19 protein-coding genes are annotated in these 18,683 nt (G+C 37.8%); 4 read left to right on the top strand and 15 right to left on the bottom strand.

All coding sequences use genetic code 11. The features are described 5' to 3' along the window. Positions 1 to 177: 177 nt before the first annotated feature. The 5 genes from tlp to acnA form a co-directional block, all read right to left on the bottom strand. A complete protein-coding gene (tlp, locus tag ACHUFV_RS03795; RefSeq protein WP_394232277.1) occupies positions 178 to 399 on the bottom strand; it encodes a small acid-soluble spore protein Tlp in 222 nt (73 codons plus the stop codon). Between the two features lie 270 nt (positions 400 to 669). Further along, positions 670 to 813: an acid-soluble spore protein N gene (locus tag ACHUFV_RS03800; protein ID WP_394232278.1), complete on the bottom strand. Its 144-nt coding sequence runs from the start codon at positions 811 to 813 to the stop codon at positions 670 to 672. Positions 814 to 958: 145 nt separating this feature from the next. Then, positions 959 to 1,090, bottom strand: a complete 132-nt coding sequence (locus tag ACHUFV_RS03805; protein WP_338452340.1) for an FbpB family small basic protein — start codon at positions 1,088 to 1,090, stop codon at positions 959 to 961. A gap of 267 nt (positions 1,091 to 1,357) precedes the next feature. Further along, a complete protein-coding gene (locus ACHUFV_RS03810; protein WP_394232279.1) occupies positions 1,358 to 1,867 on the bottom strand; it encodes a peroxiredoxin family protein in 510 nt (169 codons plus the stop codon). Positions 1,868 to 2,003: 136 nt separating this feature from the next. Then, the gene (acnA, locus tag ACHUFV_RS03815) at positions 2,004 to 4,709 is read right to left on the bottom strand and encodes an aconitate hydratase AcnA (protein WP_394232280.1); all 2,706 of its coding nucleotides are present in this window, start codon (positions 4,707 to 4,709) and stop codon (positions 2,004 to 2,006) included. Between the two features lie 318 nt (positions 4,710 to 5,027). Here acnA and sspO point away from each other — a divergent pair, with 318 nt between their 5' ends. Then, positions 5,028 to 5,177 (top strand): small acid-soluble spore protein O, encoded by a 150-nt coding sequence (sspO, locus tag ACHUFV_RS03820; protein WP_150440459.1) that lies wholly within the window; start codon positions 5,028 to 5,030, stop codon positions 5,175 to 5,177. 190 nt (positions 5,178 to 5,367) lie between these two features. Here sspO and ACHUFV_RS03825 read toward each other — a convergent pair whose 3' ends face one another. Together ACHUFV_RS03825 and ACHUFV_RS03830 are read right to left on the bottom strand one after the other, a co-directional pair. After that, positions 5,368 to 5,889, bottom strand: coding sequence for an aromatic-ring-hydroxylating dioxygenase subunit beta (locus ACHUFV_RS03825; RefSeq protein ID WP_394232281.1), 522 nt, complete (start codon positions 5,887 to 5,889; stop codon positions 5,368 to 5,370). Then, positions 5,886 to 7,241, bottom strand: coding sequence for an aromatic ring-hydroxylating oxygenase subunit alpha (locus ACHUFV_RS03830; RefSeq protein ID WP_394232282.1), 1,356 nt, complete (start codon positions 7,239 to 7,241; stop codon positions 5,886 to 5,888). Before ACHUFV_RS03830 ends, ACHUFV_RS03825 begins: the two co-directional genes overlap by 4 nt. Positions 7,242 to 7,436: 195 nt before the next feature. Here ACHUFV_RS03830 and ACHUFV_RS03835 point away from each other — a divergent pair, with 195 nt between their 5' ends. Then, positions 7,437 to 8,213, top strand: a complete 777-nt coding sequence (locus ACHUFV_RS03835; protein WP_394232283.1) for an IclR family transcriptional regulator — start codon at positions 7,437 to 7,439, stop codon at positions 8,211 to 8,213. 67 nt (positions 8,214 to 8,280) lie between these two features. Further along, entirely contained in the window at positions 8,281 to 9,057 is a 777-nt protein-coding gene (locus ACHUFV_RS03840; protein ID WP_394232284.1) for an IclR family transcriptional regulator, read from the top strand. A gap of 23 nt (positions 9,058 to 9,080) precedes the next feature. Here the strand turns inward: ACHUFV_RS03840 and ACHUFV_RS03845 are convergent, their stop codons facing one another. Further along, positions 9,081 to 9,731, bottom strand: a complete 651-nt coding sequence (locus tag ACHUFV_RS03845) for a LysR family transcriptional regulator (RefSeq protein ID WP_394232285.1) — start codon at positions 9,729 to 9,731, stop codon at positions 9,081 to 9,083. A 190-nt stretch (positions 9,732 to 9,921) separates the two neighbouring features. Between ACHUFV_RS03845 and ACHUFV_RS03850 the strand changes: the two genes are divergently transcribed. Further along, positions 9,922 to 10,722, top strand: coding sequence for an SDR family NAD(P)-dependent oxidoreductase (locus ACHUFV_RS03850; protein WP_394232286.1), 801 nt, complete (start codon positions 9,922 to 9,924; stop codon positions 10,720 to 10,722). A gap of 296 nt (positions 10,723 to 11,018) precedes the next feature. On the opposite strand, the gene ACHUFV_RS03855 is transcribed toward ACHUFV_RS03850, so the two are convergent. The 7 genes from ACHUFV_RS03855 to ACHUFV_RS03885 form a co-directional block, all read right to left on the bottom strand. Then, positions 11,019 to 11,966 carry an ABC transporter permease gene (locus ACHUFV_RS03855; protein WP_394232287.1) on the bottom strand — a complete coding sequence of 316 codons (948 nt, stop codon included), beginning with the start codon at positions 11,964 to 11,966 and terminating at the stop codon, positions 11,019 to 11,021. Positions 11,967 to 11,970: 4 nt separating this feature from the next. Further along, on the bottom strand, positions 11,971 to 12,978 hold the full coding sequence (locus ACHUFV_RS03860) for an ABC transporter permease (RefSeq protein WP_394232288.1): 1,008 nt from the start codon (positions 12,976 to 12,978) through the stop codon (positions 11,971 to 11,973). 16 nt (positions 12,979 to 12,994) lie between these two features. Further along, positions 12,995 to 14,473, bottom strand: a complete 1,479-nt coding sequence (locus ACHUFV_RS03865; protein ID WP_394232289.1) for a sugar ABC transporter ATP-binding protein — start codon at positions 14,471 to 14,473, stop codon at positions 12,995 to 12,997. Between the two features lie 181 nt (positions 14,474 to 14,654). Further along, the gene (locus tag ACHUFV_RS03870; protein WP_394232290.1) at positions 14,655 to 15,635 is read right to left on the bottom strand and encodes a sugar ABC transporter substrate-binding protein; all 981 of its coding nucleotides are present in this window, start codon (positions 15,633 to 15,635) and stop codon (positions 14,655 to 14,657) included. A 107-nt stretch (positions 15,636 to 15,742) separates the two neighbouring features. Then, positions 15,743 to 16,708 (bottom strand): transketolase family protein, encoded by a 966-nt coding sequence (locus ACHUFV_RS03875; RefSeq protein WP_394232291.1) that lies wholly within the window; start codon positions 16,706 to 16,708, stop codon positions 15,743 to 15,745. Continuing rightward, a complete protein-coding gene (locus ACHUFV_RS03880; protein ID WP_394232292.1) occupies positions 16,708 to 17,577 on the bottom strand; it encodes a transketolase in 870 nt (289 codons plus the stop codon). Before ACHUFV_RS03880 ends, ACHUFV_RS03875 begins: the two co-directional genes overlap by 1 nt. A gap of 34 nt (positions 17,578 to 17,611) precedes the next feature. After that, entirely contained in the window at positions 17,612 to 18,658 is a 1,047-nt protein-coding gene (locus tag ACHUFV_RS03885) for a zinc-dependent alcohol dehydrogenase (RefSeq protein WP_394232293.1), read from the bottom strand. Positions 18,659 to 18,683 lie beyond the last annotated feature (25 nt).

Here is an 18,683-nt window from a genome sequence, read left to right on the forward strand (position 1 = left end):
TCTTTTTCGTCAATAGTATTTGATTGAAAATAATCCTTCTTATTCTAACATATTTTTTCATCGGAATAGTCAGTAGGGGATTTGACTGTAGGAGAGAGAATGTATGTAGTCCCATTGAAAGAGCAACTACTCCTTCAATGGGATTGATGTAATCATATGGTATAAATAGATTACCTATTAGCGTGAAGAATTCTCATCTTTTATTTCAGAACGCATGGCATCAATACTTTCGCGTCTGCGTTCATTTTTCGCTTCAATTTGCGCACGCTCGTCGCCGTTTACATTTTGCATCGTTTCTTCCGCCTCTTGCATATTATCAATGGTGTTGACAATTATTTCTTGTAGTTTTTCTACATTATCACTTCGATCATCTGGGTTTGGTTTATTATTGTACGTCATGTTAATTCCTCCATATCATTAATTATCAAATTCGCTCCGTCAAATTTGCTCCCGGATTTTTATCGACCTCGGTCGATTTATTTCCATTAAAAAATACAGGGCATCCGCCGGAGGCTAAACTTCAGAAAGAAGTTTAAAAATACAGAGTTAGTTTGTCTCGCTCACCAAAAAATAATCAACATAATTGTACAAAATTTAATTTTCAATAAAATGATTATGTAAATAAAAAAGAGAGAAAGAACCTTTGGAAGGTCTTTCTCTCTTTTTTATTTATTCGCCCTTTGTTTGTATCACTTGGGCATGTTTACCGGATGTATCCTGCATTTTCTTTCCTTTATTACCGCCAAAGCCACGTGGTTGTGTACCTAATGTCTCTGGTACATGATGTTTACTGTCTCTCTTTGGATTACTCATCTGAATCCCTCCTCAAAAGCTTTCTTTTTCATGAGTATGCTATTACCAGCCGCGTCGATTGCTGCTGTTACTCCTCATGTAAAGTATCTCCTTTAGGGAAGGTTTCATTAATGGTAATGACTGTTAGAACTATTTCACAGCAAATTTACTCCGCTTTACTAAGATGTTTCTTTTCTAATCTTTCTTCAATTTTCTCGATTGCAGCCTGATCACGTAATAATTGAAGTTTATTTTCATTAACGAGTTCTGAGAAAGAACGTTTTCTTGGTTTTCTCATTATTGATTCACACTCCTTATTTACTATTGTAAGCGTTATTATGTCCAATAACTGAATTAATTATTACAAATTTTCGAAAATTAGTTTTTTTACGAGCGATTTCGACATTTTTCTTCCTGTTTTTATTATACCATGATTCCTTGAAAAAGTTTATGAAAAATAAAATATGTTCTGAAAATTTATTTTATTATTCATTTCATTTTTACAAGATTCTATTAATAGTACGCAAAAAAAACACTGATTCCATGCTAATCAGTGTTTTTTCTCTTACATATCATCCACATATTGTTCCATTATTTCCTCTGTCATGGCTGAAATATATTTATGTCGAATGATTCCCTCTTCATCTATAAAATAAGTAGTTGGAATTGTTAAAATCTGATACATTGTATTCACTTCATCTTTTTCATCTAGAAGGATTGGGAATGTAATCCCCATCTCGTTGACAAATTTATTCACATCGTATTGGGGATCTATATTAACAGCAAGGATTACCACATCATCCCCAGCAGATTTATGAAACTTTTCCATATCTGGCATTTCCTCTTTACAAGGCGGACACCAAGTTGCCCAAAAGTTTAACAGTACTTTTTTTCCTTGAAAATCAGATAGCTTGACCGTTTCACCTGCTAAATTTTTCACCTCAAAGTCCGGTGCCTTAACACCGACTTTTAACCCTGGCAGGTTATCTGGCTTTTCTTCTTTTTCCATTGCCTGTACAATCGCTACAGTCATCATCGCAAGTAATAGAACAGCTGCAGCAACCTTTTTAACCATGAAAAATCCCCCTTGTTTTCCAGCCATTATTATGTATATTGTAACCTAAAAATCCAGCATTATGAAATAATTATTCTTGTATATGAAACAAAACACCATACAAGTATCTTGTATGGTGTTTCAAAAGAAAAGAAACTTATTTTAATTTTTCACGAAGTACCATTTGAAGAATACCACCGTGACGATAGTAATCAATTTCCACTTCAGAATCGAAGCGAACAAGTACTTCAAATTCTTTCTTATTGCCTTCTTCATCAGTAGCTGTTACTTTCAATAGGTCACGAGGACGAACGTTTTCATCGATTTGAACATCGATCACTTCTTTACCAGTTAGGCCAAGAGTTTCAGCACTTTCTCCATCCTTAAATTGTAATGGAAGAACTCCCATAAGAACAAGGTTAGAACGGTGAATACGCTCATAGCTTTCAGCAATAACTGTCTTGATTCCAAGTAAGTTTGTGCCTTTTGCTGCCCAGTCACGAGAAGATCCCATTCCGTAATCTTTACCAGCTAGAACAACTAGGCCAGTTCCATCTTCTTTATACTTCATGCATGCATCATAGATAGATGTTACTTCACCAGTTGGCCAGTAAGTTGTGAAACCACCTTCTGTACCAGGAGCGATTTGGTTGCGGATACGAATGTTTGCAAATGTACCACGCATCATAACTTCATGGTTACCACGACGAGAACCATAAGAGTTAAAGTCACGTACTTCAACACCATTTTCGCGTAAATATTTTCCTGCTGGTGTATCCTTACCGATTGCACCTGCTGGAGAAATATGGTCTGTTGTTACAGAATCACCGAACTTACCAACAACACGTAAACCAGCTAATGGTTTTACTTCTTCTGGATCTGGCTTTAAGCCTTCGAAGAATGGTGGATTCTGAATGTAAGTTGATGTTTCATCAAAAGTATATAATGCATCATTGCTTGTTTGAATTTTATTCCAAAGTGCATTATCAGCAAACACATTCGCATATTCGGCACGGAATAATTCTGGTGTAACGGTTTGTTTAACAACTTCATTGATTTCAGCAGTAGTTGGCCAGATATCCTTGAAGAATACATCATTTCCATCTTTATCTTTACCAAGTGATTCATTTTGAAGGTCGATATCAACTGTACCAGCTAGTGCATAAGCAACAACAAGCGGCGGTGAAGCCAAGTAGTTAGCTTTTACTAGCGGATGGATACGTCCTTCAAAGTTACGGTTACCAGAAAGAACAGATGTAACAAGTAAATCGCTGTCTGCAACTGCTTTTTCAATTTCATCTAATAATGGACCAGAGTTACCGATACATGTTGTACAGCCATATCCAACTGTGTTAAAACCAAGCTTTTCAAGGTATGGAAGCAAACCTGAATCACGTAAATATCCAGTTACAACTTTTGAACCTGGAGCTAATGAAGTTTTAACAAATTTAGGTACTTCTAAGCCAAGCTCAACGGCTTTCTTTGCTACTAAACCAGCGCCTACTAATACATATGGATTTGAAGTATTTGTACAGCTTGTGATTGCAGCAATTGCAATTGCACCCGTTTTCATTGTTACTTGATCGCCATTTGCAAAATTAACAACTGTTTCTTTGTTAATTTCATCTTCATTTAAACCAAAACCTTGGTTTCCTTGAGGAGCAGTAATGGCTTTGTTAAATTCCTTTTTCATTTGTGAAAGTGGAATTAAATCCTGTGGACGCTTAGGACCAGAAAGATTTGCTTCGATTTCAGCAAGGTTAATTTCAACTACTTTTGTATATACTGGTTCTAAAGATGGATCAAAGAATAATCCGTTTTCTTTACAGTATGTTTCGACAATTTTAATTTGTTCTTCAGAACGACCTGATAAGCGCATGTACTCTAGAGATTCTCCGTCAACTGGGAAGAATCCACAAGTTGCACCATATTCAGGAGCCATGTTGGCAATTGTAGCACGGTCTGCAAGTGGTAATGCAGGTACTCCAGGACCGAAGAATTCAACGAATTTACCTACAACACCATGGCTGCGAAGTACTTGTGTAACTTTTAAAGCAAGGTCAGTAGCAGTTGCGCCGTCTGGAAGTTCTCCAACTAGCTTAACCCCAACAACTTCAGGAACCGGGAAGTATGAAGGCTGTCCTAACATGCCTGCTTCTGCTTCAATACCGCCTACACCCCATCCAAGAACACCGATACCATTAATCATTGTCGTGTGAGAGTCAGTACCAACTAGTGTATCAGGGAATGCTTCAAATTCACCGTCAGCATTTTCTACAGCGTGCACTACGTTAGCAAGGTACTCTAGGTTAACCTGGTGTACGATACCTGTTGCAGGTGGAACTGCACGATAGTTATTGAATGCTTTTTGTGCCCAGCTTAGGAACTGGTAACGCTCAGTATTACGTTCAAATTCTAACTCCATGTTAAGACCTAGAGCTTCTGGAGTTCCATATTTATCAACTTGTACAGAGTGGTCAATAACAAGATCAACTGGCTTTAGCGGGTTGATTTTGTCAGGGTCTCCACCTAAATCAGCCATTGCCTTACGAAGTGAAGCAAGGTCAACGACAGCAGGTACTCCTGTAAAGTCTTGAAGGATAACACGTGATGGTTTAAAAGGAACATCGATCTCTTTCACTTCATCTGTTCCCCATTTAGCTAAATTCTCAACATGCTCCTTTGTGATTACACGTCCATCATACTGACGAAGCACAGATTCTAATAATACTTTAATAGAATAAGGCAATTTAGATACATTGCCTAATCCAGCCTGTTCTAATGCGCCTAAATCATAAAAATTATAACGCTTCCCGTCTAATTCAAATGATTTACGGGCTTGAAAAACATCATTATTTGACATTATGTATTTCCCCCATTTCTTAAAGTTGTTCGTAATTATTTTATACAATTTTCGCACTTTTGTCGAAAAGTTTGAATTTTTTATTTTGTCCCAAACTTCTCTAACGTTTTTATTTTAATATAAGCATCGATATAAGTAAATAACAAGAAAGTGATGTTTTTTACCATATTTACTTAATATTTAATATTATCTATCAGATTTTTACAATTTATCGAAAAAATATAAAATTTATCTAATTATGTAGACTATTTTCGAAGATTTTATGCTGAATAATGACAAAAAATGCAGAGATAATAATGAAAAATGGAGGTGAACACGATGGCAAAAAGAAGAGCTAATCATATCATTCCAGGTGCGAATGCGGCTAGTGCACAGGGAAAAGGAACAGGATTTAATGAGGAATTTTCTAATGAACCGCTGACAGAAGCACAAAAGATGAATAATAAGAAACGAAAGAAAAATCAATAAAAGAACCCTTCACGGGGCTGTTGTCAAAGTGGGAAAGGAGCTACGATTCCTTTTCCACTTTGTTTAGAAAATCCACTTAATTTGTCAACAGCCATAACGTGACGAGTTTTTTTACTATGATCAATATTACTTTCGACAAAAATATTTCTCCTAGTCAAAGTAACTCTCACCGCTTACTCTTCTTATAATATTATAAAAACATACTCATATTCATCGTAGTGATGACCGCTTGATCCGGTTTAATTAGCCTCTTAGCAATTTTCCATTGGTCGTCAATTTTTCGAATAATGTCATGCCGTTCACCAAATAGCTGTTCAACTTCATGATGAGAGCCTCTGCTACGTTGAAAGAGGAAATAGCTCCTTACTTTGTATTCATTAGGGCTGGATGTACTTTCAACTACAATATTGGTGATAAAATGACGCTGTCTTGTAGCAGGATTTTCCACCCAGGCTGATTTTGTATATAGTCTGTTTACCCGTGTACTTAATGAAGTTTTGGTTTCATAGTAAAAATCAATATCGCTAGCAATATTATTGGCCCCGACTCCTTCAACCGTTTCACGAACAGGCATTTGGTACGTTAGATCCTCTGCTAATAGTTCAATCCATTCCTTGTACATCCCATTATCTAAATAATATGCCTCTTGATTAAGCAAATGAGTGATTTCAAGATAAAGCTCCGGTGTTATTTGATTTGTTACTGTTGTCATACAGTCTTTTCCTCCTTTTCTTTAACTCCTTCTGATAACAATGTAAACCAATATTCATGCATACTTCTGGCTATTGCATCAATATATGTGGTTGGGTATGCTTGACCAGGTCCCGGAAAACCTGGATCGAGTTCAACGCGTTCATAGCCCATCAAATAATTGTTGATGTTGTTGTAACTTAGCTCTTTATTACGAGCCATTAACCCTGTGCTTGCTTCTACAATCCGAGCCCAATTCTCTGTATCATCCACTTCAAGCGTTCCAGTTGGGCCGAAAGAACCTAAATAACCCCTATAAGCGTCCTCTTTGTATTTCTCAGGAGCGGCTTTATCAATCATAAACCAGCACCAGACTTCTACCTTGTCCGGACCAATCGGCCTCCATAATCTAAAGTTTAAGTAATTGTGTAAATGCCCTTCTGTCCCGTGTATCGGGCTTACAAACGATAGATTTGGATAAACTCCACCGACAAACACCGTTACCCTTGATTGGATATCAAGCTGCTCCGGAGTTAAATTTTTCTCAAACATTGTCCACATTGATTCAGGTGTACCTTGGAACGGAACACGTGCTTTCCCTGTTTTCGATGTAATGACATTAATGCCATGGCCATTTTCTAATACTACTTGATGTCCGTAACCTGCATATAAAGGATCTTCCGGGCTGATTCCCATTTCAACAGTGGAACGATGGGTTGTTTGTACATGATAAGGATCGGCTGCGAAATTTTCTGCTGTTGCTTTCCAATTGGCTTTAGCTACCCAGCGCTGCGGAAGGCCTCTGACTTCCATACCGCCGTCACTTCTGCCTAACATCAAATCAAAGTACCATTTCATATCTCCGAGGTAGTCTTCTAAAGAAATTGCATCTTTATCTAAATTTCCGAATATCATACCTTGATAGATAGCGATTTTAGGAATTCCCCGTAATCCCCATTCGCTTTTATCCATTTCTTCCCCAAACACTTTATTGCCGGCAACGATCCCGATTAACTCACCATCAAGATTATAACTCCAGCCATGATAAGGACATGTAAATGTTTTATTATTGCCGCGGTCCGCCGTGCACAAGTGAACACCACGGTGGGCACAGGAATTTAGATAGGCTTTCACTTCCCCATCCCGATTTTTTAAGACTATAACCGGATCATTGACCATCCATCTTGTTACATAGTCTCCAGGTTTCTTTAATTCGGATTCGTGGGCAAGGAATTGCCATGTTCGTCCAAAAATCTTTTCCTGCTCAAGTTCATAAATATCCGGGTCTGTTAACACCCATTGTGGGAACAAACCTTGATCCATTTTTTCTTTTAAAAGTTGAAAAGCCTTTTCGTCGAGAGTTTTTTTAATCATGTTACCCATTCCTTTCCATGAAAAAATGTTTTAAATAAGAGGCAATCATTCATACTCCTCGTGCAATTATTCATTAATTGTTATTGCTTTCATAATATTATGATATAATATGAATATTCTGAATTAAACTGGATTTTTCCTGTATATGGAACCCTTATTAAAAATTGAGGTGAAAATATGGTTTCCTCTAATCAAGTGCCATCACTTTTGCAATCTGTTCAAAATGGGCTAAGGATATTAAGGTTATTTAAGAAGGAAAAAAACATTTGGGGAACGGTGGAAATTGCGAGAGAATTGGATCTGCCTAAAAGTACAGTCAAACGTTTACTAGATGTTCTTTGCCATGACGGATTTATCGAAAAAACAGAGAAAAAATACCGTCTGGGTCTATCTCTTCTCAATTTATCAGGTGTTATTAAGTCACATATGGAAATAAAGCGAGAAGCAGCAGAACCTTTGCAATCACTTGTTGATAAAATAGGAGAAACAGCCATGATCCCAACACTTGAAGGGGGAAAAGTAATTTATCTGCTGAAAATAGAATGCCAACAACCGTATCCACTTCATGGAGATATAGGCGATCATAACCCTGCCACTTGTTCTAGTTCAGGGAAAGTTCTTTTGGCCCATCTGCCCAACAATAAGTTAGAGGAAATCCTTCAAGCAGGATTGCCAAAAATGGGCCCAAACAGTGTAACAGACCCTGAGATTCTGAAAGCACAATTACAGACAATAAAAAAACAAGGGTTCTGTATTTGTATAGATGAAATGCATGAAAACAGCATAAGCATATCTGTCCCGATAAGAGATTATACGGGTCAGGTAGTGACAGCGGTTAGTGTAATCGGTCCCAGAAATCGAGTAAATACCAAATCATTAACCGAAATCGTCGAATTGGCTGTTAAAACCGCACATGATATATCCTCTCGGTTAGGGTATATCGAATCTATTTATGATGAGGATTTTTGTTGAGACGCTAAAGAATATTCCCTTCGTTCAGCAAATGATCCAAATGAAAAATAAGAAAGGATGCTCAATCATGGATGCTAATCATATGAAAAGCTCATCATCATTAGGAAATGCTCTCCGCCTATTAAACTTATTTAATATGGATCAACCAGAGTTTACATTAAGTGAATTAGCCGAACGTTTAGGTGTCGGTCATAGTACAATGCACAGGCTCACCATGACGCTTATGAAAGAAGGATTTCTGGCAAGGGATATTAAGTCCAAAAAGTTTCGCTTAGGAGCTTCTATACTTGCAACGGAAAAAACAATTCTATCCTACTATGACATTTGTGAGATGTCGCTTCCAGTTTTGGACAAGCTTGTTCAAAGCACAGGAGAAACATCCCATCTTTCCATTTTTAAAAATTTCAAAGTGGTTTATTTACAAAAGATAGAAAGTCCGAACTATACCCATTTGCTTTCCCATGAAGGAAAACAAAATCCTGTCCACGCAACAAGCACCGGTCAAGTTCTTCTCGCTTACCAGGACACAACAGAGATTGAGAAAGTGATTGCAAAGGGATTACACAGTTTTACGAGTCAAACGTTAACGGATCCTCAACAGTTGAGGAATCTCTTAAAAATGGTACGCTGTCAGGGCTATGCTTATAGCAAGGATGAACTTCATCTGGGATATTCCTCTATCGCAGCACCCATTATATCCCCTTCAGGGAAGGTTACGTATGCCGTCAGTGTTGCCGGACCGTCATCAAGAATCACTTCATCCCGCGTTCAGGAGTTAAGTAAAGCAGTAAAAGAAGCGGCAGATCAGCTAGCAAAAAAACAGTATCAGATAAGATCTTGGTGAGCTCTTGAGTTCTATGGATTCATTTAAGAATTATTTACTCGTAACAAGTTGTTATAAACTGGATTCTCTTTTATCCCAAGAGTATAGTTCCTAAATTTTTTAGCAGCTGCGGAAATCGGTCTCCCTTTTTTGGTTGTCAAGCAGATTTCCCATGTAAAGGACTCATCATTGAATCTTTCTACATTAACACTTAAGATTGATGCATAATCTAACTCTTCAATTTCTATTGGAGAAATAGTAAAACCTATATCTGCTTTTTCCTTAAGTATAGCCTCCTCACATGCATAATCAGGATATTCCATTATATCTAATTCAATATCCTGATACATTTCACGAAAGGTTGATACAAAATGTACAGGAAGTGCATTCATGACACCAAATGCAAATGCTACATTAATTGTACTATTATTAGATACTTTTAATTTATCGATTTCATCAAGAAGTATATTCGTTTCATTTAGAATGTTACGAGATTTACGCCTAAGACATTCGCCATACTCAGTTAATACGACTCCTGATTTTGTTCTATAAAATAGTGGGACTCCCAATTCTTCTTCAAGTACTTTGATAGCCTTACTTAATCCCTGCTGAGTAATATAAAGATGCTTTGCTGCCTTCGAAAAACTTCTACTCTCACATATTTGCAGGAAATACTTTATCTGTTTAATATCCAACTGTCACACCACCTAAAATACGTTTTGTTTAGCCTTTATTAAATCCTGCCGATTATCTATTACTTTTAGTTGTTGATGTACAACTTTTCTCTGTTTTAATAAAAAATAAGAATTATATATAATAGAAAATAAGAAATATTCCAATGATTACATATAATTTTTTCACCAGTATAGAAATGGAGGAAACTACATGATCACTTCAATGAAAGATGCATTTAGTGTTAAAGGATTAAATGTCTTAATTACTGGCGGCAACCAAGGAATAGGCTTAGGTATTGCTGATGCCTTTTGTCAATGCGGCGCTAATATAGCCATTATGGCTAGAAACGCTGAGAAAGGTGAAAAAGTAGCAGCAGATCTTAACGAAAAATATGGAACAAGGGTTGGATTCTATCAAGGTGATATTGTTAAAAAAGGTGACCCTGAAAGAGTTGTCGAAGAAATCATTAATGATTTCGGCAAAATCGATGTTCTTATAAATAATGCTGGGATTGCAAGATTTTTTGATGCGATGGATGCAGATAAAAATGACTTCCAGGATTGGCACGATGTCATAAACGTTGATTTAACCGGACCATTTATCATGTCTGTTTTAGTTAGTAAACATATGAAAGAACAAGGCTGGGGCAGCATTATTAACATTACTTCAAATGCTGCGGAAATCGTTAACTTGCCTCAAAGAATGGTTTCCTATAGCGCAGCAAAAGCAGGTGCAAATCGAATGACAAAAATGTTAGCACATGAATGGGCACCACATAAGATTCGTGTAAACGCCATTGCTCCTGGATATACAGAAAGTGACCTTACTCCGCCTATCGAGGGAGATGAGCTGCAAAACCTCATTAACTACTGGACAGATCATACACCAACAGGCCGCTGGGGAAAACCAATTGAGATTGGCGCAATGGCTGTTTACCTTGCCTCCGAGGCTAGTGAACAAATCACCGGAGCAATATTCACGATTGATGGCGGTTATTCCTTAGCAAACTAAAGACATGCTGTTACATCCATAATCAAGGTTGGTGCAATTGGAAAAGAGATTGTCTGTGGGTTATTCTACAAGCCCACAGACCTTTTCTTTTGATGCATCTTCCAATCCCACATTGCAAAAACATATGCCTTCGTTACCTCCCCTATATTTTGTATAAATCACCCGTTCTTGCATTCTCATCTGTAAATTTGATGATTGATCATATCCCTCTACTGCTTACTCTTTATTTCTAATCTCAAAAAAACCAGGTGTTCAAAGTTATTATTTGAACACCATCAATGATCAAGACTATTAAACTAATGAGCTGCTAGTACTTGCTTTTTACTGCGAGCATAGAAATCCCAGCCAATGACAAATACTAATAGCGCGCCTAAAATAAAGGTTTGATAGAAGGAATGAACATTTAATAAACCAAGTAGATTATCGAGTATTCCTAAAATAAACAGTCCCATGATCGTTTTTGGAATACTGCCTTCTCCTCCGGCTAAGCTAGTACCTCCAATTACAACAGCTGAAATAACGGTTAATGCAGCATCACTTCCAACAAAAGGTGAAGCCGAATTTAGCATTCCAGTTAATAAAATACCTCCAAGAGATGCTGCGACACTAGAAATAACAAAAACAATAATTTTATAGAACTTTACTGAAATACCTGTCAGTCTAGCTACCTGTTCATCCCCGCCAACTGCATATATATTACGGCCAAATTTTGTTTTTCTTAGGATATAATCAGCACCAGCAGTTAAGATAATAAGCACAATAATTGGATTGGGGATTCCCAAGAATGTTCCTGAACTAATATAGGTTAACACTGGGTCTAGTGCACTTGCTGGTCTTCCATCTGAAACAGATAGGGCAAGACCATTATAAAAAAACATCGCACATAACGTAACAACAAAGGAATTTAAACCGAGGTAAGCGATTAAAAATCCTGTAATGAACCCAATAACTACTCCTAATACTAGCGTCAGAACAATCGCTAGGATCATTCCAGTATGTGGCATAATCTTTACCATGAAAATACCTGAAAATGCCATAACCGCACCGATAGAAAGATCAAATTCCTTATTTAATACTACATAGGTCATTGCTAATGCCATGATTCCAAAAATACTAAGCTGTGTAACTAAGAAGGTTAAGTTTTGTAGATTCAAGAAATTAGGAGAACTAATTGATGCGAAAATGACCATTCCGATTAAAATGATTAAAACCTTTTGACTGTATAGTTTCTTTACTATAGTCATTTTCCTACCCCTTCCTTATTAGATTGGACTCATTACGTCGATCAAGTAAAAGTGCAGCGATGATAATTAAACCCTTTGCCATCATCTGGTCATAATTACTCAAACCAATGAGGACAAAAACATTATTAAGCACCCCAATAATCAGAACACCAATTAGTGTACGAGTAATATTTCCTGCTCCGCCTTGTAAACTAGTGCCGCCAATGGCAACAGCTGCAATCACATCTAATTCAAAACCAACACCTGCTACTGGTGAAGCATTCAAGGTTTGAGAGCTGTTAATTAAGCCGCCTATTGAAACTAGAACCGCTACAATCATAAATGTAATGGTTCGAATCCGGTGAATGGGAATACCGGACAGACGTGCAGCCTCATGATTAGCACCTGTTAAGTAGATTGCTCTTCCAAACGTTGTATACTTTAATACCACGTGTAAAATAATAGAGAAGAAGATTAAAAGGATGATCGGTGCAGGTATACTAAATAATGAACCATTACCAAACCATGAAAAAACAGGGTCTAGTTCAGGTTTTAGAGTGAAACCGCCTGTGTATAACAAGGCCAGGGAGGCAAGTATGGTTCCTGTACCAAACGTAATCATGATGGAAGCTCCAAAGTCACCTTTAATAAATTGTAGAATCGTTCCATTTAGTAGACCTACTGCTAATGCTACAAGAATAACAGCAAAGATTGCTCCAATCGTTCCTACATAGGGTTGTAATCCAACGATTAATACAGCAGCTAAAGACAGCATCCCTGCTACAGATAAGTCAAAAAACCTTCCAATCACAACATAGGTCATTCCAATCGCACCTAAACCTAAGACTGAAATTTGAGTTAGTATATTAAAAAGATTTCCTTTTGTTAAAAATACTGGTGATAAGAATGAACCAATAATGATGAGAATAATTAATCCTAAAATAGGACCCACATCGCCTAAATCAACTTTCGTCCTCACTCGTTGGAGAAACGTTTCATTCCTTTTTTCGGCAACTGTTTCTACTGTTTCCACTGTTTCAACCCCTTTCTTAAACTAGTGCTTGTTGAAGTATTTTTTCTGGACTTGCTTCAGATCCTGCCAATTCCCCTTTTATCCTTCCTTCATGGAGAACAACAATCCGGTCACTTAAAGCAATAAGTTCAGGCCAATCAGACGAAATCAGCAAAACGGATTTTCCATTCTTGACTAAATCTTGTATGACCGTGTAAATTTCTCTCCTTGCCCCAACATCCACACCTCTTGTTGGTTCATCAAGTATTAAAATATCCGCATCAGAAAATAAATACTTAGCAACGACTACCTTTTGCTGGTTTCCTCCACTTAGGTTTAATGCTAACTGATGAATGGATGGTGTCTTAATTTTAAGCGTTTGGATTAATGACTTAGAAGCCTCATTCTCCTTAAATCTATGTAGAAATCCAAATCTATTTATTTTTTTCAATGCAGCCATTGTAAAATTCCGATTTAATGAAAACTTTGTTATAAGGCCATGCTCTTTTCGATCCTCTGGTACAAGAGCAATTCCGAGTTCAATTGCCTTCCTTGGATTAGAAACCTTTATTTTATTTCCTTTATAAACGATTTCACCTTTATCAAATTTATCAGCTCCGAAAATACATCGAGCTATTTCTGTTCTCCCAGCGCCTACTAGTCCCGCAATCCCTAGAATTTCACCTTTCTTCAACTGAAAGCTTACATTTCGCAGCTTCCCTTTTAGGCTTAGATTTTGCACAGATAAAATTTCTTCACCATGCTCTATCACTTCCATTGTTGGATACTCTTCATCCATATCACGGCCAACGATACCTTTAATGATTTCTTCTCGACTTGTTTCTTTGACAATTCTTGTTTCAACCACTTTTCCATCACGCATAATCGTTAAGCGATCGCAAATTCGATCGATCTCTTCTAAGCGATGAGAGATATAAATAACCGTTACCCCTTTTTCTGTTAGGGTTTCGATCGTTTCAAACAATTGGTTTAATTCGGCCCCGCTTAAAACAGCAGAGGGTTCATCCATAATAATTAAATCGGCATTAAAGGAAAGGGCTTTGGCAATTTCAACCTGCTGCATTTGAGCTACACTTAGATCTCTTACAATGGTTGATGGGTTAATGTCAGTTCCTACTTGTTTTAAATAATACTTTGCTTTCTCGTGAACCTCTTTCCAATTAACATTATATTTACTCCCGAAAAGCCTTCCCAAAAATATATTTTCAGCTACAGAAAGCATTGGTACAAGGCTTAGCTCTTGGTGAATAATAACAATTCCTTTCTGTTGTGCATCTAGCGGGGATGAAAATTTCACCTTCTCATTCTTAAAGGAAATTTCCCCCTCATCTGGCTGAATAACCCCTGAAAGCACTTTCATTAATGTCGATTTCCCTGCACCGTTCGCACCAAGTAAACCATGGACCTCCCCTTTGCGAACCACCAGTTCTATACCTTGCAGGGCCTTTACGCCAGGGAAGGATTTGCTAATCCCTTTCATTTCTAAAATACTCATTACTATCACCTACTTTTATTTTTTCTAGCATGAATAGTAGTAAAACTTGTCAAGATATTATGGCCGAAACCCTAGTTTTTCTTATACGATCTACGAGTTAAAAATCTGGTATTATAAAATAGAAGGGCTTAGAATAAAAGCCCTTCATAAACTTTTGTGGCTGTACAATTATAAGTTTTTATTAATAAGTTGGTTTAAAGCTGTCTAAGTTCTCTTTAGTAAGCTTTCCTAATGGAACGTCCACTTTTTTCTCTACCTTTTCTCCTTTAATTACTTTTTGTGCAATCTCCATTTGCTTTTCAGCTGTCCAAACTAAGTCTTCCGTTACCGTTCCATACATTTCTCCAGCCTTGATGGCATCGACACCCTCAAATGTTCCGCCAAATCCAATGACCGTAACTTGATCTAACTTACCATCCTGTTTTAAAGCTTGAATGGCACCCATTGCCAAATCATCATTGTGTACGAAAACACCTTTAAGGTCAGGGTATTTTGTTAAGTAGTTTTGCATAATCGCTAAAGCGTTCGAACGATCCCATTGCGCTGCTGTTTGCTTCTCAAGAACCTTCACTTTTGATCCTTCTAATCCCTTTTCAAATCCTTCTGTTCGCTTAGTTACTGTGATACCAGGGTCCCCTTCAATGATGGCCACTTTACCGCCAGCATCCCCTAGAGCCTCTTGCATTAATTCTGCAGCAATATTACCACCTTTAATATTATCCGGGCCTACAAAAGATGTAATATATTCATCTGCAGCAGATGAAACCGGAAGCGTTCCAATAATGACGTGAATACCTGCTTCTTCTAATTCTTTCACGCTTGGTACAATACCCTCTGGATCGATTACGTTAACAAATACAGCGTCCACACCTTGTGTTAATAGATTCCTAGCTTGTGTAGCTTGTGTTTGCGGATCGAATTGAGCATCCATATTGACAATTGCCCCATTGGTTTCAGCGGCAACCTCTTCTAGCCTATTTTTAATTACCTGTACTGGCGGAACGGAAGTCGCAGACCACAATGCACCAATGACATAATCTGCGTCACCTGTATCCTGTTTTTCAGCCGGAGCTGTACTTGTTGAACTTTGTTTTGGTGCAGCACACGCCGATAGAACAAAAAACGTCAATATAGCCATCATAAATACATACATTTTCTTCATAGTATTTACCCCTTTTAAAATTAGCGTATTGGCAAAACCCTTTATATTAAATAAGTACTAGAAACTCAGCTACTAGCTTTAAGCTACTAGCTGAGTTAAAAACCTGTTTATTTCAAGAAGTTTCTTACTGTTTCAGCAATACCCTCTGGCGCCATTCCATAATAACGGTATACTTCATCTGGCTCTCCAAGTACACAGAATTCATCTGGAAGTGCAATTCTCTTAAATCTGCAAGGAATATCAGATTCTGCAATAAGCTCTGCAACTGCCCCGCCAAGACCGCCATTAATACTATGGTCTTCTACTGTAACAATACATCCTGTTTCAGATGCTGCTTGTAGGACAGCTTCTTTGTCAAACGGTTTAATCGTATGCATATCAAGAACTCTTGCCTTAATTCCTTGCTTTTCAAGCTCTTCAGCAGCCTTTAATGACCAGTAGACACTGCTGCCTGTACCGATAAGGGTTAAATCAAACCCTTCCTTGATTTTTATTGCCTTGCCAAATTCAAATTCATAATTGTTATCCGCATACACATCCGGTTCGGCTCCACGAGCAATACGAATAATCATTGGACCAGGATATGTCATAGATTCTCTAACAACCCTTGCACATTGATTTGCGTCAGCAGGACAAACGACCGTTAGGTTTGGTACTGCGCGATAAAAGGCAAGGTCAGCAATCACATTATGTGTTGGACCTCCACCAGAGGTAACCCCGGCATGAGTTCCTATTAATCTAACAGGTACATCGTTATAGGCAATATCCGAATGGATTTGATCGGCTGCTCTTAATGGAAGAAATGGTCCAAATACTTGTGAAAAGACCACTTTCCCTGAAAGTGCTAAACCAGCTGAAATTCCTACTTGATTCGCTTCTGCAATCCCAACATTAAAGCAGCGATCGGGATAATCCGCCATAAATTTTCCAACTGTGGATGAAGGAGCCACGTTATCTGAGCATGTGAAAGCAAACTCTAATCCTTCTTCAGCCATTTTCCTTAATTCAGTACCGTATACCTCTCTAGCATTAGATAAAATTTGGTCAAAATTTAATGTTACTCTAGTCGTCATTATTGTCTCACCTTCCTTGTGTTTTCAATGGACTCAATTGCCTCTTCTAATTTTTCTTTACTTAAAGAACCTGCATGCCAGCCAATCACATTTTCCATGAAGGCTACACCAGCTCCCTTAGTTGTATTTGAAATAATACAAATTGGCTTTCTTCTTATATAAGGATCTGATTCAGGAAGTGATTCTAATGCCTCGCAAACCTCCTTCATGTCATTACCATTTATTTCTATTACATCCCATCCGAATGCTTTTACTTTTTCATCCAGTGGATCAACTTTTACAGTATTCGAAGTAGTGCCTGACATTTGTAAATCATTTTTATCAACGATAGCAACTAAATTACCTAATTGGAATTGGCCCGCTGCCATAAATGCTTCCCAGTTTGTTCCTTCTTGAAGCTCACCATCGCCGATAATACAGAAGGTTCTCCATCTTTCTCCTGACATTCTCGCACCTAAGGCAAGCCCAGTCGCAATTGGTAAGCCGTGACCTAAAGACCCAGTTGAGGCTTCGATTGCTTCAATGTATTTACGGTTTGGGTGCATACTAAATCTACCTGTTGCAAGAGTGTTAAAATGTTCAACCATATAATCCATCGTATACATACCTAAATCCGAATAGATTGTATACAAAGTTTCTCCACAATGTCCTTTACTTAATATCAGTCTATCTCGATCCGGCATTTGCGGATTAGATGGGTCATAATTCATATATTTATAGTAAAGAGCAACAGCAACATCCACCATTGATAGCTCTCCACCTAAATGACCAGCTGTTGCAATACGATAAATGTACGTACATAAATCTTTTCTAATATCAATGGCTTTATCTTCAAGCTGTCTTACTAATTCGATATCAACATTTCCCATAAAGTCAAACCCCATTTCCTTGATTTAATTTCACTTAGTCATTACACTTAATTAATATTTTTGGATATTTCCCACTCATATGAGCATCAAAGGCTTCGACTCCTTGATCTAATGGGAATACCTTTTGAATAAAAGGTTTTAAATCTAGTTTTGGAAGCATTTGTACTGCTCTTGGAAAAGCATAAGGTGCTACGAAAATCCCCGAAATCGTCAACTCGTTAAAATAACATTTATCATAAAGGTTTAGCGGCATTTCGTAATGCTTCGGGAACATAGCAATGTATAAAACTGTTCCTCCCCTTGCAGCAATATCACATGCGACATTTGCAGCCCTCGGAGACCCTGATGCTTCAATCACTACATCAAATCCGCGTCCGTCATTGATTTTATTTGCTTCTTCCTGGACATTTTGGGTAATAGGATCAATGACATAATCTGCTCCGAATTGTTTAGCAAGCTCTCTTCTTTCTTCAATCGGTTCAATAAGAGTTAATGACGTGGCACCAAAATGTTTAAGCATTTGTAAGGTTAATAGCCCAATAGGTCCGCCGCCTGAAATAGCGACACGCTGTCCAACCTTCATGTTTGCTTTATCCACAATTCTTACCGCAATCGAGACTGGCTCTAATAAACAAGCCTCTTCTAAAGATACATCATCTGAAATTTTCCAAACCTGTGACTCGTGCCATACGATTGTTTCAGCCATTCCTGGTCGGTTATAATCGAATAGATTTTCACAAAATTGCTCCTGACCGTTTAAGCAGTAGTAGCATGTTCCACAGAACTTCAGGAAATTCCCGGCCACTCTATCTCCAATCTTTAATCCTTTTTTAGTAGCCTTTGGACCAAGCTCCACTATTGTCCCAGACACTTCATGACCTAGACCGAATGGCGGCTCCAAATCAAAGATTCCTTCAACTAAATGCGGGTCAGAACCGCAAATGGAGCAATAGGCAACCTTAATTCGTACATCTTCATCTCCCAGCTCCTGTTCCGGGAAGTCCAGTACCTGTACACGCCCTCTAGATTCTTCATTCTGATCTTTTAAACTACCAACCTTCGTAACTGCAATCGTTTTCAAAAATAGCACCTCCGTTTTATAATTT

Source organism: Niallia oryzisoli, from assembly GCF_043641075.1.
In the GTDB taxonomy this organism is placed as follows: domain Bacteria; phylum Bacillota; class Bacilli; order Bacillales; family Cytobacillaceae; genus Bacillus_BD; species Bacillus_BD oryzisoli_A.

Bases quoted from the DNA above. Each gene is read 5' to 3' on its own strand.
- ACHUFV_RS03870 (WP_394232290.1), bottom strand. From the start codon at position 15,635: ATGAAGAAAATGTATGTATTTATGATGGCTATATTGACGTTTTTTGTT.
- ACHUFV_RS03825 (WP_394232281.1), bottom strand. From the start codon at position 5,889: ATGACAACAGTAACAAATCAAATAACACCGGAGCTTTATCTTGAAATC.
- ACHUFV_RS03840 (WP_394232284.1), top strand. From the start codon at position 8,281: ATGGATGCTAATCATATGAAAAGCTCATCATCATTAGGAAATGCTCTC.
- ACHUFV_RS03875 (WP_394232291.1), bottom strand. From the start codon at position 16,708: ATGACGACTAGAGTAACATTAAATTTTGACCAAATTTTATCTAATGCT.
- ACHUFV_RS03810 (WP_394232279.1), bottom strand. From the start codon at position 1,867: ATGGTTAAAAAGGTTGCTGCAGCTGTTCTATTACTTGCGATGATGACT.
- acnA (WP_394232280.1), bottom strand. From the start codon at position 4,709: ATGTCAAATAATGATGTTTTTCAAGCCCGTAAATCATTTGAATTAGAC.
- ACHUFV_RS03855 (WP_394232287.1), bottom strand. From the start codon at position 11,966: ATGACTATAGTAAAGAAACTATACAGTCAAAAGGTTTTAATCATTTTA.
- ACHUFV_RS03880 (WP_394232292.1), bottom strand. From the start codon at position 17,577: ATGGGAAATGTTGATATCGAATTAGTAAGACAGCTTGAAGATAAAGCC.
- ACHUFV_RS03830 (WP_394232282.1), bottom strand. From the start codon at position 7,241: ATGATTAAAAAAACTCTCGACGAAAAGGCTTTTCAACTTTTAAAAGAA.
- ACHUFV_RS03800 (WP_394232278.1), bottom strand. From the start codon at position 813: ATGAGTAATCCAAAGAGAGACAGTAAACATCATGTACCAGAGACATTA.
- ACHUFV_RS03805 (WP_338452340.1), bottom strand. From the start codon at position 1,090: ATGAGAAAACCAAGAAAACGTTCTTTCTCAGAACTCGTTAATGAAAAT.
- sspO (WP_150440459.1), top strand. From the start codon at position 5,028: ATGGCAAAAAGAAGAGCTAATCATATCATTCCAGGTGCGAATGCGGCT.
- tlp (WP_394232277.1), bottom strand. From the start codon at position 399: ATGACGTACAATAATAAACCAAACCCAGATGATCGAAGTGATAATGTA.
- ACHUFV_RS03865 (WP_394232289.1), bottom strand. From the start codon at position 14,473: ATGAGTATTTTAGAAATGAAAGGGATTAGCAAATCCTTCCCTGGCGTA.
- ACHUFV_RS03850 (WP_394232286.1), top strand. From the start codon at position 9,922: ATGATCACTTCAATGAAAGATGCATTTAGTGTTAAAGGATTAAATGTC.